The following is a 12,646-nucleotide window of genomic DNA, read 5'->3' as shown; positions in this document are numbered from 1 at the left end:
CTCAATAACCTTTTAACTGAATGTCTTAAAAGTGTAGGTTTCATTTAAGCTCGAATTTAATAGAAGGCATCTTTTGAGATGCCACTAATGGTAATATTCTGACTTTCGCAATAGAATAATGAAATACAGCATATTGCACAAGATGTGAGGTTTTAATTTATCGTGTAAAAAGGCTAAGCAGTCAAGGAATTACTGGCCGCTTGGTCAATAAATTATCAATCCCTGCTGTTTTAGTTATTGATGAAATGGAATACTTTCCATTTCATGAACTTAGGCAAACTTATTGTTTCATTACTTCCAATAAATCCTATATTGAATGGGGAAAGATATTTGGAGATGACGTTTTAGCAACAGAAGTCCTCGATCGCTAATTACATCGCTCAACAACTTTCAATATTAAAGGACAATCATATAGATTAGGAGAAAAACAACGGGCAGGCGTTCAACCTATATAAGGTTGGACGCTGAAATTGGGGGATTTTGTACCGTTGTAATCGGGGGAAAATAAACCGTTGTTGATATCTCAAAACTTTATTTAGTTGTTACTGTTTTTCCCTCTAAGATTTTGGTAGAGTTACGTACAATTAGACTAGGCTCAAATATAATGGACTGGACTTTATCATTTGTTTTTTTTGGTTGGTTATTCTTTTCTTTGATTAAATCTACAATCATCTTTGCTGCTGTTTCCCCCATCTTACTTTGCGGGTGTTGGATCGTCGTTAATTTTACTGCGGTAAGTCTTCCGATTAGAGAATCATCAAAGCCTACCATTGAAAAATCTTCTGGAACACGGATATTCTTCTCTCGAAGTACTTCTAACATGCTAATCGCCAGCTCATCATTATAGCAAACAATTGCCGTTGGCTTAACACCTTGGTCTAATAGTTTAATAAAAGTCTGTATCGGTTTATTTACTTTGTCACTTGAATCATACGTCACAATTCCATTTGGATTAATGGTAACACCATAATGGCGGTGTGCTTTTATAAAGCCTTTCATTCTTTTCACACCTTGAAGATCATCCGTTTTAAAAAAACCAACAATGTTCGTATGCCCTAATTGAATAAGGTGTTCCGCTTGAACATAACCGCCCTTTTCATCATTCATCGTAATACTTAACGGCTCCAATTCTTCATAATAAGCATGTATCATAATATATGGAATGTTTTGATGTTCCATATTTAGGTAATATCCTATATTGGGGTTTGAAATGGCACTTTTTGTTGGTTCAATAATGACTCCATCAAAGGGCTCTGTTAATATTTTCTCTAAGATCCTTTTCTCATTCTCATAATCATTATTGGTACTAAAAAGACTAACATTGTAGCCATGTTGGCTTAAAAAGGATTCTGCCCCTCTAATGATGGAAGGGAAAATATAATCTGAAATAAATGTAGTAATGATGGCGATATTTCTCTGAGTAACACCACTTGATGACCTATTATCCAGTGACCTGTCGGCACAAAAAGTACCTGCCCCTTGTTCCCGATATAGCCATCCTTTATTGACAAGCTCGCCAATCGCTGCACGAACTGTATGACGGCTAACCCCAAACTGCTTCATTAATTCACTTTCTGAGGATATCTTTTGATGAGGTTGATAGGTTCCATCCAGTATTCTCGATTGTATTTCTTGTTTCACAATGTCATATTTTGTACTCATAGAAACACCTCTCTCTTAATTAAAAAAAGTAGAAACCGCTTTCAACCTAAATAAAAAAATATATCTTAGTTTTTATCGTCAGCTTATACTTAAGTATTCATTCATTATTTAATTTTATTATAAATTGTACGTATATTCAAATTATTGTTGGACTGTTAGGTTAGTTATTAACTATTATCTATATCTTCTTGTACGTACAAATATGTCGACTCTATCCACTCATTATTGGATGGGGCTTCAGTTTATTTTTTCCTACCACTTCTGTTTTAGAAATCAAAAAAACAATCTTGATGACTTCTACAATGAATATCTATACTAATATGACCGCCAATATGGAAGAGAATGCCTCCTAACAGTTTAAAAACTGTTAAAAGCCTTCACGAATTGTTGGTTTTTATTTTGTCATGGTTTGTCGGGTTGCGGACTGCACACATCTATTTCTTCTTCAGTAATTCCGATGTATCTAAGTGCTAAGTGTTATAGATTGATGTGTATGATTAAGTATCATCTGTAGCTTTGCTACATCTCTAGTCTGCTTATAGAACCAGTAACCGAAAGTTTTTCTCATAGCACGCTGATCATCCTAATCAAAAATGGGTAACAGGCATGACAGAAGCTTTGTTGGGCCAAGAAAAGTTATATATCTCTGCGGTAATGGATTTATTTAACCGTGAATTAATTGCTTTCGAAATGGGTTCAAGCCCTAATGGGGAATTAATAAAGACGACCATTTTAGCTAAACAAAAAGGAGGCGGAAACTAGATTACTGGAGGACCTTCTTATCCATAGCCACCAAGGCAGCGTGTATAGTCTCTCACATCTACTACAATTAAAGAAAACAGCTTCACTTCCAACCCAGTATGTTACTCAAGGCAAACCGTTGGGAAAAAGCTGTTATTTTTTCAAAGTTTAATACGGGATTCCCATTTTTTTAACCTACCCCACTCGATTCTTTTCAACAAATTTTATAGAAATATATTCGCTTTACAACGAAAAACGAATCCAACATAGAATGGGATTCGTTTCTTCTAAAGTGTATTATTTAAATTACCAAAATGCATCATAAATGTCGAATTTATTGATGTCTATTTTTTTGGGGGGCTTAACCACAGTGCACCGAATTTTGCTTATCGGGGAATGATAGGTACTGGAATTACAGGCATTCCTTGTGGAACGTAATTCATTCCATCACTTTTTTGCATTCAGAATGTCTCCTTAATTGCCTAATACTAAGTTCCAATATTAATAGAATGTTTGTCCGATAGATAAATCCTTTTGCCTTCAGCAGCGGACCAATAAGCAGCATAAATTGCTTTCGTAGTATCATATGCAAGCTTAAAATCAGATTTCGGTTTTCTATCGAAAGCAACACACTCTATAAAGTCCTGGAATTCGTCTATATATCCCCTCACATACTCATCCATTGCGCTTACAAATTGCCAGCCTTGCTTCGTTTCAACTTTCTCACTAATAAAAATTTGATCCATATTCGTTTCATTTGCGAAATAAGATAATGTATGGTTATTTGGTGTCATATTGCAAATATGTACGCTTTCTGAGGTGAAGACCTCTAGTAAGTTTCTAACTCCTCCAACAATCATATCTCCAGCCATTACGGCCGCCTTCGTACCATCTGAAAAAGTAATGCTCACATTCGCCCAATCTTCAACATCTATAGGGCGGGCGGCAATAACACCTCTATCTTTCTCAGTTAAATGATTTGTAATATTTCCAACTTCCGCAACAACGCTTTCAATATGAATTTCTTCATTCCTTGCCTGAGCTTCCACTTGTTTTAAGTAAAGCACGGCTGATAATGGGTGGCATCCCTGACGGATTAATGCACCGCCGCCAGTTTGTGCCCATAAAGCAGAATGAGCAGCATGAGATCCACTGTGACTCTCTTCACCTTTTAACAAAAGGACTTTGTTTTTCCTCTTTTTGATGATCTCTGCACATTTTGTAATAGAAGGTGCATACACCCAATTCTCTGCATACATGAAAAGCTTGCCGCTTTGTTCGGCCACTACTTTTAGTTTATCCATCCGACGAATTACATCATGATACATCTCTTCCTTGGAAACAGTAGACCCAACATTGGTATCCCCTGTTCCATAATAGCCGGTCATAGGTTTTTCACAAATAACATGCTTTCCTGCCAACAAAGTACGGATGATCATTTCCTCATGCAGGTGGGCGGGAGTACAAATATCTACAACATCAATTTCTGGATCTTCCAGCCCGAGATGTTTTTCTTTTTAGAAATAATTGGCTTTAACTTATCAAAAACTTTTAACTGAGCTAAAATCATTAAGATAATTCCAATTACGAAGATAAGACATATCGGTCTAGTTAAGAAAGGAGCCAAACTTCCATCAGACAAAACCAATGCCCGTCTTAAATTCGAATCAGCCATTGGACCAAGTACGACACCTAGCAAAAATGGTGCGGCCGGATATCTCATTGCTGATAAAAGCACACCGAGAATTCCGAATATGAACATCATGTAAACACTGGTGATCGAGTTATCAATAACGAATGAACCAACTGCGCAAAATACGAAGACGATTGGCATTAGAATTCTCTTGTCAATTTTAAGCATCTTCACCGTATATCGAGAGATAAGAAGTCCCAAAATCAGCATAACAAATGCGCTAGCTACCAAATACATGCTCATTGTATAGATAAATCCAGGAGATTCGCTTAACAATAATGGTCCCGGTCTATATCCGTGTAACCATAAAGCTGCTAGTAATACAGCTGAAGAAGTGCTTCCCGGTACAGCTAAAGTTAAAACAGGGATAAGGTTTCCACCAATCGTCGCATTAATACCGGTTTCTGCAGCGATAACACCTTCATATGAACCTTTACCAAACTCTTCTTTCTTTTTGCTGCGCATTTTCGCTGCCCAATACGGATCGGAGTCCCTTCCCCTTTAGGATAAAAATAAAAGAATACCCGTTTGATTATTTATTCACTTCCACATATAAATATACTTTTTCCCATTTTTCAGGAATCAAAATATTTAATAAATTAGCTGCTTGTTGACATTTTTCTTCCATAATTTCTTGTTTTCAAACCTTTTACAATATGTATTTCTTTGGTTTGTGATAGTTCAATATTCTAACTATTGTTTTTATTCAAAAAGTAATCTATAATACTTTACATTATAAAAATTCAAAGTCAGAGGTGTAAAAAATGAAAGTTTTAGAGAAAGTTAGTCAATTCGCCGGCAGTACGTTTGCCGTTTGGGTGCTATTATTTGCTGCCCTTTCGTTTTTTTGGCCATCCGCATTTACGTGGATACCACCACATATATCCCTCCTATTAGGGATTATTATGTTTGGAATGGGACTAACATTATCTGCAGGAGATTTTAAAGAAGTTTTCAGGCGTCCAAAGGAAGTGGCGATTGGAGTTATTGGTCAATTTTTAATTATGCCTACTCTTGCTTTTTTACTTGCAAAAGGATTACAATTACCACCTGAAATAGCTGTTGGAGTCATTTTAGTAGGTTGCTGTCCGGGGGGGACTTCATCTAATGTTATGACTTTCTTGGCGAAAGGTGATGTTCCCCTAAGTGTAACCATTACCTCAGTGACAACACTACTAGCACCTGTGGTAACACCAGCACTTATTTTATTACTTGCAAGCGAGTGGATTCCTGTTGATCCAGGTAGCCTATTTGTTTCCATTGTAAAAATTGTGATTGTACCTATCGTCTTAGGGCTAATCATTAAGAAATTATTTAATCGTCAGGCGCAAGCAAGTGTAAAGGTCCTTCCGCTTGTATCCATTATAGGAATTGTTTCGATTGTAGCCGCTGTAGTATCTGTTAACCAACAAAATATTGCTAAAACAGGGTTAATCATCTTTGCTGTTGTTATTCTCCATAATGTACTTGGCTACTTACTGGGCTATTTCTTTGGAAAGTTATTCAAAATGGATTTATCGAAGAAAAAAGCAATTGCAATTGAAGTTGGAATGCAAAACTCCGGCTTAGGTGCTGCTATTGCTTCAGCACATTTCTCACCATTATCTGCTGTACCAAGTGCTATTTTCAGTGTTTGGCATAACATATCTGGTCCAATATTAGCGACCATATTTAATCGGATGGATAACAAAGAGTCGCTCGATGCAGATTCAAAAAACTCACAATTAACAAACTAGATAACCACACCTTCAATGTTGGACGACCACATGAAGGTGTGGTTTTTTGAAATTATGGAAATGGGATTGTCCCCAATTTCCTATCTAGAATATAACTAATTTACCAGTCTAGTAACTTTTTAATACGTTCGTCTAAACGTGTTATATACTCTTGAAGAAGCCAAGCAGTTAGACTTTTCAGAGTTTCCCCTTTATGGAGTCCATGAATTCTTCGAAAACACAGCTGAACCACTGTTTAACATAGTCGACGAAATCCCAATATCAGCTATGTTTTCACCTCAGCTGTCATGTGTTTATCAAGCAACTCATCAAATGTCAGGAAATTTGTATTAATCTTGGCTTTATTTTGCTGCCATCTCTAAACTTCCGAAAATTCCAAAGTTTTGCTTAAGATATCCCATAATTCCCTGCCGTTTGTGTTTTTGCCCATAAAAGGGGGAAAAGGAGATCAACTCCAATAATTATAGAATAAAAAGTTTTCTATAGGTCACCATCCATGAGAAATTAGATGGTTGAAATCATAACTATGCCAATTTCTCCTATCACCCCATTTTGGGGTTATTACCATTTTAGGTATGGCCGTTTTTTTACGAAGTAACCACAACGGGTATAAGAAAACGATCTTTAGGAATAATATGTGGGTGAATAATTGAATGCAGGAGGAGGCTAACCTAGTGAAGTCAAAGAATGGGAAATCCAACAAAAAACTAAAAAATGAAACGGTACCAACAAATGAAACAGAAACTACACAGTTTAACAAAAGTATCCCTGCCCAACAAGATGGGTTTCGATATGATTACAATGATTCCTCTGAATTTAATGATGATAAAATGTCCTAATAGTGAACCGCATATAAAAATGCGGTTCAAACTATTTAATCTACCTTAAATCTGTTTTTCAATACCTAACTCCCTATTATTTCTGTGACCCTGCATAAATGCTATTTATGCATTTTAATAGCAAAGGGGGCATAAAGAGATTATTTTTGATTGGGTAAGAGACATCTCAGCCGGCTAAGCCATTTCAATTTTGTTTTTTACAATAACCACAAAATGCACACTGAAAAAAGACAAAGCCAGATAAAAAGCCTGGCTACATCTTTCTATCTTTTAATGGCCCTTTTGAGCTAACCCTCTAAATCATTCAAATAGTTCTCAACTATTTTGACTGCTCTATCCCCATCTGTTCTTAACCCTAAATATTTATACTTCCAAATCAAATGATGTTCATAATTATCAACTTCTGAAATATCCTCATATCCATACTCAACCTTGAACTGGCCCGAGCTTTCTAAGAATAATGTTAGGTTCGTCCATTCTTCTTGCTTATTCTGCTTAAATTCTAACCACAATTCTTTAAAAGTTTCCGTTAATTGTCTCCTTAATTTTCTAAATACATCCTCGTCTATAGTAAAATAGTTTTTCATATCTAGATAATAGATAGGAGCCCCTTTCCCTTTGGGATAATAATAAAAGAATACCCATTTAGATTCTTCATTAACTTCAGCATATAAGTATACTTTTTCCCATTTTTCAGGAATTAAATTATTTATTAAATTAGCTGCTTGTTTATATTTATCTTCCATTATTCTCGTTTCCATGTCTTTTTCCTCCCTAAGGATAGTCTTGTTCCTCTTAATAGTTCCACATTCCAAAGAGAAGATTTTTTCATTAAATAGTAAAAACCACACGGGTAAAAAATTCACCGTGCGGTTAAATATGTATTATGAGCATCAAAAAATTGGCGGGACTGTGTGAGAATCGAACTCACCAGACCTGGCACGCAGGTCTCAAGCAGTTTTGAAGACTGTGGAGGACACCAGTACCCCATTCAGCCCCATAATAATATTTTGAAAAATTTTATATCACTAGTAACCATAATACAATGGAATATAGTATAAAATCAATAGCACCAAGGATATTGTCATTTTTCCGACAATTTTTGCAATCCAATATGTAGATGGCAGTTCCCTTGATCATGAAGGTCGAGGCTTGTCTTTTTGGCTCATTACAGACTATAATAAATAGATGAAAATAGTATTATGTAGGTGAATTCTATGCAACTAACAGGTTGGTTTCTATGGTTTATATTAATATGGATTTTTGCCTTTGCCGGGGCCATGGCGATTGGCGGATTTTTTATGTTTCGTAAGTTTCTTAAGAGAATGCCAAAAGACGATGGCAAATCGGCAATGGACTGGGAAGAGTATTATGTGAACGAATCCCGTCATTTGTGGGGAGACGAGGAGAAAGCGCTTCTTGAAGATTTAGTCAGTCCCGTTCCCGAATTATTCCGTGATGTTGCACGACATAAAATAGCTGGTAAGATTGGCGAGATTGCCCTTCGTGAAAAGGTAACAAAAATTACAGAAGAACTCGTGATCCGAGGCTATATTCAAGCAACTCCAAAGAGAGATCAAAAATTTTTACGAAAAAAGCTTTTTGAAAATCGAATTGATGTCGCTCCCTACGAGCACCTATTCTAAACCGTCCAATTTTTGGCGGTTTTTTTTCATAAAATTGGTTATCTTAGTTAGGGAGTCTATATTGAGGTGAAATAATGGATGGCGACAAAGAGGCACAAGGTATTTAATCTATTGATAATATTGATTCCCTGGATGTCATTGTTATTTATAGGAAAGCGCAATATAAGACGTTTTGCCTTTTCCGGAGTTTTTATCGTTATTTTTGAAATCATAAATCATTTGTATGGGCATAAGAGGAATTGGTAGAAGTTTTACGATAAACGTAAATCATTTATAAGGGATGAGCTCCCTTTTAGTGTCGGCCCTTATATGCCGCTCTCCATTTGGCTGCTTAAATTATCTTACGGAAACTTTAAAAAATTCATCTTGCTTAATTTAATCTCAGATGGCGCTTTTGCGTTCTTTTTCATTGATGTTCTTAAAAAGCTTAAAATTATCAGTCTAAATCGCATAAATCATCTTCAGTTCTTTTTCTATTTACACTATAAAGCCTATATCTTATATGGAGTACAGTATTTGTCTGATAAAATCAAAAGATATCGCTATTAAAAAACACTCAGAGCTATTGCCCTGAGCGTTTTCAATACTTATTTCAGAGTTGACTATGAATCTGTTTATGGAGCTTCTTATAATCCAGATACATGGCAACCCGCCAAGGAACAATCATACTAAATGCTAGAAGGAAGAACATACCGCTCAGTTCTCCAAAATCGATTGTCGTACTTAAAATCGATTTTAAAGCTAATCTCACAACCAATAAACCAACTAGAATGTACATAAATGCTTTTGAGCGTTTAAGATAAATCTCATTTTCGCGAATCTCAAATTTTGAGGTTTTTATTAACAGGATGGAAAACAGCATTCCTACAATGACTACCTCTACGATTTCCATAGGGGTTAACCGAAATTCCGGCACCACATACATAAGTGCTCCACTAGACATAAACACTGGAGGCAGAATAATCTTCATTCCATTTGTAGGTTTCTTTGCTGCCTTCATCCGGACAAATAAAGCAAATATCCCCATAAATACTGCACCGATTGAAGAAACAACAACAAAGTTCATAGGTACCATCCCCTAATTCCTTAATTCAAGGTAAAATTCATAATCTATAATGTTTAAAAGCCTGTAAATCCGCCAAACATACCTGAGAAAATCGCAATGATTTTGGTCATCCAGTCAAAGAAAAGAACAATCCCCATAACAATCATGAGATAACCGCCGATTTTAACAATCATTCCGCTATTTTTGCGGATCCATTTCATTCTGCCCACAAAGAAAGACATGATTAAAAACGGAATGGCAAACCCGAGTGAGTAGGCGGTCATGTATAAAACACCTGATCCAGGATTAGAAGCAGCAAGTAAAATGACTGATGTTAGAATTGGTCCGGTACATGGAGTCCATCCAGCAGCAAAAGCCATACCTATTAAAATAGAGCCAATAAAGCCAGAAGGTCGGTTTTTGAATTCTAACCGGCGATCCTTCATCAGGAATTCTGGTTTAAAAATACCGACAATTATTAATCCAAAGAGAACAATGAAAATTGCGCCAAGCTGACGAATTAAATCTTTGTATTCCATGAAGAAGCGGCCAACAAACGATGTTCCAAATCCAATGGCAATGAAAATAGCCGAAAAACCGATAAGGAAAAATATCGTATGTAGTAGACTCCTCTTTTGAAGCATGGCATTTTCAGTTTTTAACTCCCCTACTGACATCCCGGTAATATAAGATAGAAAGGCAGGGTAAAGCGGTAGACAGCATGGTGAAATAAAACTTAAAAATCCGGCCCCTAAGGCTAAAAATATATTTACATCCGTCATATTAACACTCCTACTATAGTCGATACTATTTCATTTTAGCAAACCTTCCCCCTAAAAGATAATGATTAACATGAATATTTTGTGTCGCTAAGAAATTATTAAACTTCCATCAAAATATTGAATTAAAATGGATATTTTTTTACAAATTGTTTTGTATTAATTCCCATCTTAGGTTATACTAGTAAAACATTGGTAGAGAATTTCCTATCAATTTTTTCTATTAAATGGAGCTTCTCCGGAAAGGACCACGGCTGTGATTAAACAAGAACTAATTGCACTGATTGAAAAAAAACGTGCTGAAATGATACAAGTCGCGGTCACAAACGGCCTGACTTCCTCCATTGCAATTCGCTATAGTCAGGAATTAGACCATCTTCTTAATGAATATAATCGAAAATATATAAAGAAGACTCGCCATATGGCGAGTCTCTAAATCAGTAATCCTGGCCAATTGCCAGGATTTTTCTTTTTGGCTATGTTAAAAGTTGATTTTATTAATTTTAAATATCTAAATAGGCGGAGAAATTCCGCTTATTTGGTAAAAAACATTAAAAATATCCTAAATAGACGGAAAAATTCCGCCTATTTATAAAAAATACATTAAAATGGGGGATTTTATATAGCATAACCGGAAAATCTCCGCTTATTTTACTTTCGCTGGATACTTAATTACCAATCAACAAATTTATCTAACAAAGCCTTCATTTTTAATGGATAACATCCTCTAACCGCTCTACTCCTCCATTTTGCAAGAGGAACATTTTGTGGTATAAGCCGCCTTGGGCTAATAGTTCTTGATGTGTGCCTCGTTCCACAATTTCACCTTGGTGCAAAACAAGAATTAAGTTCGCATCCTGAATGGTAGATAATCGGTGGGCGATGGCAATCGTCGTCCGCCCTTCCCGCATTTTGGCTAGAGCTGTTTGGATTGCTTCCTCTGTTTCCGTATCAATATTAGCAGTTGCCTCATCCAATACGAGAATTTTTGGATTCGCTGCAATGGTCCGCGCAAACGCAATTAATTGACGCTGACCACTCGAAAAGGTAGAACCCCTCTCAACCACTTTATGATCATAGGAATCTTCTAATTTTTCGATAAACGTGTGCGCTTGAACAAATTTAGCTGCTGCCTCCACTTGTTCATCTGTTAAAGTATCATTATGCAACGTAATATTGTCTCTCACTGTTCCAAAAAACAAAAACGGATCCTGAAGGACGAGACCCATTTTTTCTCGTAGTTCATCCTTCGAAAAATCACGAATGGATTTACCATCAAGTAAGATATCGCCCTTCTCGTATTCATAAAATCTCATTAATAGATTGATAATGGAACTTTTCCCGCTTCCTGTATGTCCAACCAGTGCCACGGTTTCCCCTGGGTATGCAGTAAAGGATATATTTTTCAGTACATCGCGCTGTCCATCATAGGAAAAAGTTAAATTCTTAAATTCAATTTTCCCCTCTTTAATGGTAAGAGCACTTTCCTCACTTTGCGCAGGTGCCAATTCATCTATATCCAGAATTCTAAAAACACGGGCACCCGCCACAATCGCTTGCTGGTACAAGGATAATCTCATCATCATATTGTTTACCGGTTCAAAGAAACGCTCGAGGTAATTGACAAAAGCGTATAACATACCAATTTCAACCGGGCTATCCAATGATGTAATACCAAAATAATTTAATACGATAATTAATCCCAAAATGAAAATCATATCGACTGCTGGACGCAGTAATAATGCATCAATTTTCAGATTCTTCATTCCCGCATTAAAGTGCTTATCATTGATGTCTTCGAACTCTTTTCGAAGCCTCTTTTCCTGGCGAAATACTTGAATAATACTCATTCCCTGCAGAGATTCACTTAGTTTTGCATTTAATTGGCTTAATCTTTCACGCATATCCAAATAAAAACGAGAACTAAATTTTCGATATAAGCTCATAACAAGGAGTATTAATGGTATAAAAATTAGACAGAAAAGTGCCAGTTTTACGTCCAACACAAACATGGTAATCAAAATACCCGTTAGTAAAAACCCGCTTTGGATAAAGGTCGAGAGCACGGTCACAAACATATCTTTTATGGCCTCAGTATCATTTGTCACCCTTGAAACAATACTCCCGGCTGGTGTTTGGTCAAAATACCTTAGACCCAGTGACTGTACCTTCGAAAAAATATCAATCCGAAGCTGTTGGATGATTTTTAAAGCAATCGCCTGAAACTTCACTAATTGAAAAAACATTAAAAATGATTTGATAATTTGGATCCCTAGGTACGTTGCCCCAAGGATTAAAAGGGGCTCAAAAACTAAATTTCCGGGTGTTAGGTAATCATCAATAAAGATTTTTACAAGCAGCGGACCTGCTAATTCTCCCAAAGTAGTCAACAGCAGCAGACTAAATGCAAGGATTAATGTCTTTTTGTGTGGTTTGGTATATGCCAGCAAGCGAGTTAAAACATTTCGTTGTTCTTGTTTTGTCAGCTGCATTTTTTCTTCCATT

General features: G+C 36.2%; 12 protein-coding genes, 1 tRNA gene and 3 pseudogenes. 6 read left to right on the top strand and 10 right to left on the bottom strand.

From position 1 onward, the window contains the following. Positions 1-146: 146 nt before the first annotated feature. Positions 147-371: pseudogene (locus AC2TFD_RS10370) on the top strand (ATP-binding protein); the annotation flags it as partial. Positions 372-531: 160 nt separating this feature from the next. Here AC2TFD_RS10370 and AC2TFD_RS10365 read toward each other — a convergent pair. Both AC2TFD_RS10365 and AC2TFD_RS10360 read right to left on the bottom strand, forming a co-directional pair. Further along, positions 532-1,662, bottom strand: a complete 1,131-nt coding sequence (locus AC2TFD_RS10365; protein ID WP_484675580.1) for a substrate-binding domain-containing protein — start codon at positions 1,660-1,662, stop codon at positions 532-534. Positions 1,663-2,125: 463 nt separating this feature from the next. Further along, a pseudogene (locus AC2TFD_RS10360) lies at positions 2,126-2,230 on the bottom strand (site-specific integrase); the annotation flags it as partial. A gap of 38 nt (positions 2,231-2,268) precedes the next feature. Here AC2TFD_RS10360 and AC2TFD_RS10355 point away from each other — a divergent pair. After that, entirely contained in the window at positions 2,269-2,424 is a 156-nt protein-coding gene (locus AC2TFD_RS10355) for a hypothetical protein (RefSeq protein WP_484675579.1), read from the top strand. A gap of 467 nt (positions 2,425-2,891) precedes the next feature. On the opposite strand, the gene AC2TFD_RS10350 is transcribed toward AC2TFD_RS10355, so the two are convergent. The 3 genes and pseudogenes from AC2TFD_RS10350 to AC2TFD_RS10340 form a co-directional block, all read right to left on the bottom strand. Next, entirely contained in the window at positions 2,892-3,854 is a 963-nt protein-coding gene (locus tag AC2TFD_RS10350; RefSeq protein ID WP_484676293.1) for a Gfo/Idh/MocA family protein, read from the bottom strand. Positions 3,855-3,874: 20 nt separating this feature from the next. Further along, positions 3,875-4,564 (bottom strand): annotated as a pseudogene (locus AC2TFD_RS10345) (tripartite tricarboxylate transporter permease); the annotation flags it as partial. A 64-nt stretch (positions 4,565-4,628) separates the two neighbouring features. Further along, positions 4,629-4,724, bottom strand: coding sequence for an immunity protein YezG family protein (locus AC2TFD_RS10340; RefSeq protein WP_484675578.1), 96 nt, complete (start codon positions 4,722-4,724; stop codon positions 4,629-4,631). 136 nt (positions 4,725-4,860) lie between these two features. Here AC2TFD_RS10340 and AC2TFD_RS10335 point away from each other — a divergent pair, with 136 nt between their 5' ends. After that, the gene (locus AC2TFD_RS10335; RefSeq protein WP_484675577.1) at positions 4,861-5,832 is read left to right on the top strand and encodes a bile acid:sodium symporter family protein; all 972 of its coding nucleotides are present in this window, start codon (positions 4,861-4,863) and stop codon (positions 5,830-5,832) included. 674 nt (positions 5,833-6,506) lie between these two features. Further along, positions 6,507-6,671 carry a hypothetical protein gene (locus AC2TFD_RS10330; RefSeq protein WP_484675576.1) on the top strand — a complete coding sequence of 55 codons (165 nt, stop codon included), beginning with the start codon at positions 6,507-6,509 and terminating at the stop codon, positions 6,669-6,671. A 287-nt stretch (positions 6,672-6,958) separates the two neighbouring features. On the opposite strand, the gene AC2TFD_RS10325 is transcribed toward AC2TFD_RS10330, so the two are convergent. Both AC2TFD_RS10325 and AC2TFD_RS10320 read right to left on the bottom strand, forming a co-directional pair. Then, entirely contained in the window at positions 6,959-7,432 is a 474-nt protein-coding gene (locus AC2TFD_RS10325) for an immunity protein YezG family protein (RefSeq protein ID WP_484675575.1), read from the bottom strand. 141 nt (positions 7,433-7,573) lie between these two features. After that, positions 7,574-7,670 (bottom strand) — tRNA-Sec (locus AC2TFD_RS10320). Between the two features lie 218 nt (positions 7,671-7,888). On the opposite strand from AC2TFD_RS10320, the gene AC2TFD_RS10315 reads away from it, so the two are divergent. Then, positions 7,889-8,317 (top strand): DUF2621 domain-containing protein, encoded by a 429-nt coding sequence (locus tag AC2TFD_RS10315; RefSeq protein ID WP_335514928.1) that lies wholly within the window; start codon positions 7,889-7,891, stop codon positions 8,315-8,317. 592 nt (positions 8,318-8,909) lie between these two features. On the opposite strand, the gene AC2TFD_RS10310 is transcribed toward AC2TFD_RS10315, so the two are convergent. Both AC2TFD_RS10310 and AC2TFD_RS10305 read right to left on the bottom strand, forming a co-directional pair. Further along, positions 8,910-9,383 (bottom strand): CcdC family protein, encoded by a 474-nt coding sequence (locus AC2TFD_RS10310; RefSeq protein ID WP_335514924.1) that lies wholly within the window; start codon positions 9,381-9,383, stop codon positions 8,910-8,912. A gap of 53 nt (positions 9,384-9,436) precedes the next feature. Next, positions 9,437-10,144 (bottom strand): cytochrome c biogenesis CcdA family protein, encoded by a 708-nt coding sequence (locus tag AC2TFD_RS10305; protein ID WP_335514921.1) that lies wholly within the window; start codon positions 10,142-10,144, stop codon positions 9,437-9,439. A gap of 253 nt (positions 10,145-10,397) precedes the next feature. Between AC2TFD_RS10305 and AC2TFD_RS10300 the strand changes: the two genes are divergently transcribed. After that, positions 10,398-10,577, top strand: coding sequence for a Spo0E family sporulation regulatory protein-aspartic acid phosphatase (locus AC2TFD_RS10300; protein ID WP_484675574.1), 180 nt, complete (start codon positions 10,398-10,400; stop codon positions 10,575-10,577). 274 nt (positions 10,578-10,851) lie between these two features. On the opposite strand, the gene AC2TFD_RS10295 is transcribed toward AC2TFD_RS10300, so the two are convergent. After that, positions 10,852-12,645: an ABC transporter ATP-binding protein gene (locus tag AC2TFD_RS10295; RefSeq protein WP_484675573.1), complete on the bottom strand. Its 1,794-nt coding sequence runs from the start codon at positions 12,643-12,645 to the stop codon at positions 10,852-10,854. Position 12,646: the final 1 nt, after the last annotated feature.

This window comes from Neobacillus sp. plas4 (genome assembly GCF_057221695.1).
This window is presented reverse-complemented; position numbering and strand designations above follow the sequence as displayed.

Coding starts and splice junctions, on each gene's coding strand:
- AC2TFD_RS10315 (WP_335514928.1), top strand. CDS start 7,889: ATGCAACTAACAGGTTGGTTTCTATGGTTTATATTAATATGGATTTTT.
- AC2TFD_RS10295 (WP_484675573.1), bottom strand. CDS start 12,645: ATGGAAGAAAAAATGCAGCTGACAAAACAAGAACAACGAAATGTTTTA.
- AC2TFD_RS10355 (WP_484675579.1), top strand. CDS start 2,269: ATGACAGAAGCTTTGTTGGGCCAAGAAAAGTTATATATCTCTGCGGTA.
- AC2TFD_RS10310 (WP_335514924.1), bottom strand. CDS start 9,383: ATGAACTTTGTTGTTGTTTCTTCAATCGGTGCAGTATTTATGGGGATA.
- AC2TFD_RS10305 (WP_335514921.1), bottom strand. CDS start 10,144: ATGACGGATGTAAATATATTTTTAGCCTTAGGGGCCGGATTTTTAAGT.
- AC2TFD_RS10325 (WP_484675575.1), bottom strand. CDS start 7,432: ATGGAAACGAGAATAATGGAAGATAAATATAAACAAGCAGCTAATTTA.
- AC2TFD_RS10365 (WP_484675580.1), bottom strand. CDS start 1,662: ATGAGTACAAAATATGACATTGTGAAACAAGAAATACAATCGAGAATA.
- AC2TFD_RS10340 (WP_484675578.1), bottom strand. CDS start 4,724: ATGGAAGAAAAATGTCAACAAGCAGCTAATTTATTAAATATTTTGATT.
- AC2TFD_RS10335 (WP_484675577.1), top strand. CDS start 4,861: ATGAAAGTTTTAGAGAAAGTTAGTCAATTCGCCGGCAGTACGTTTGCC.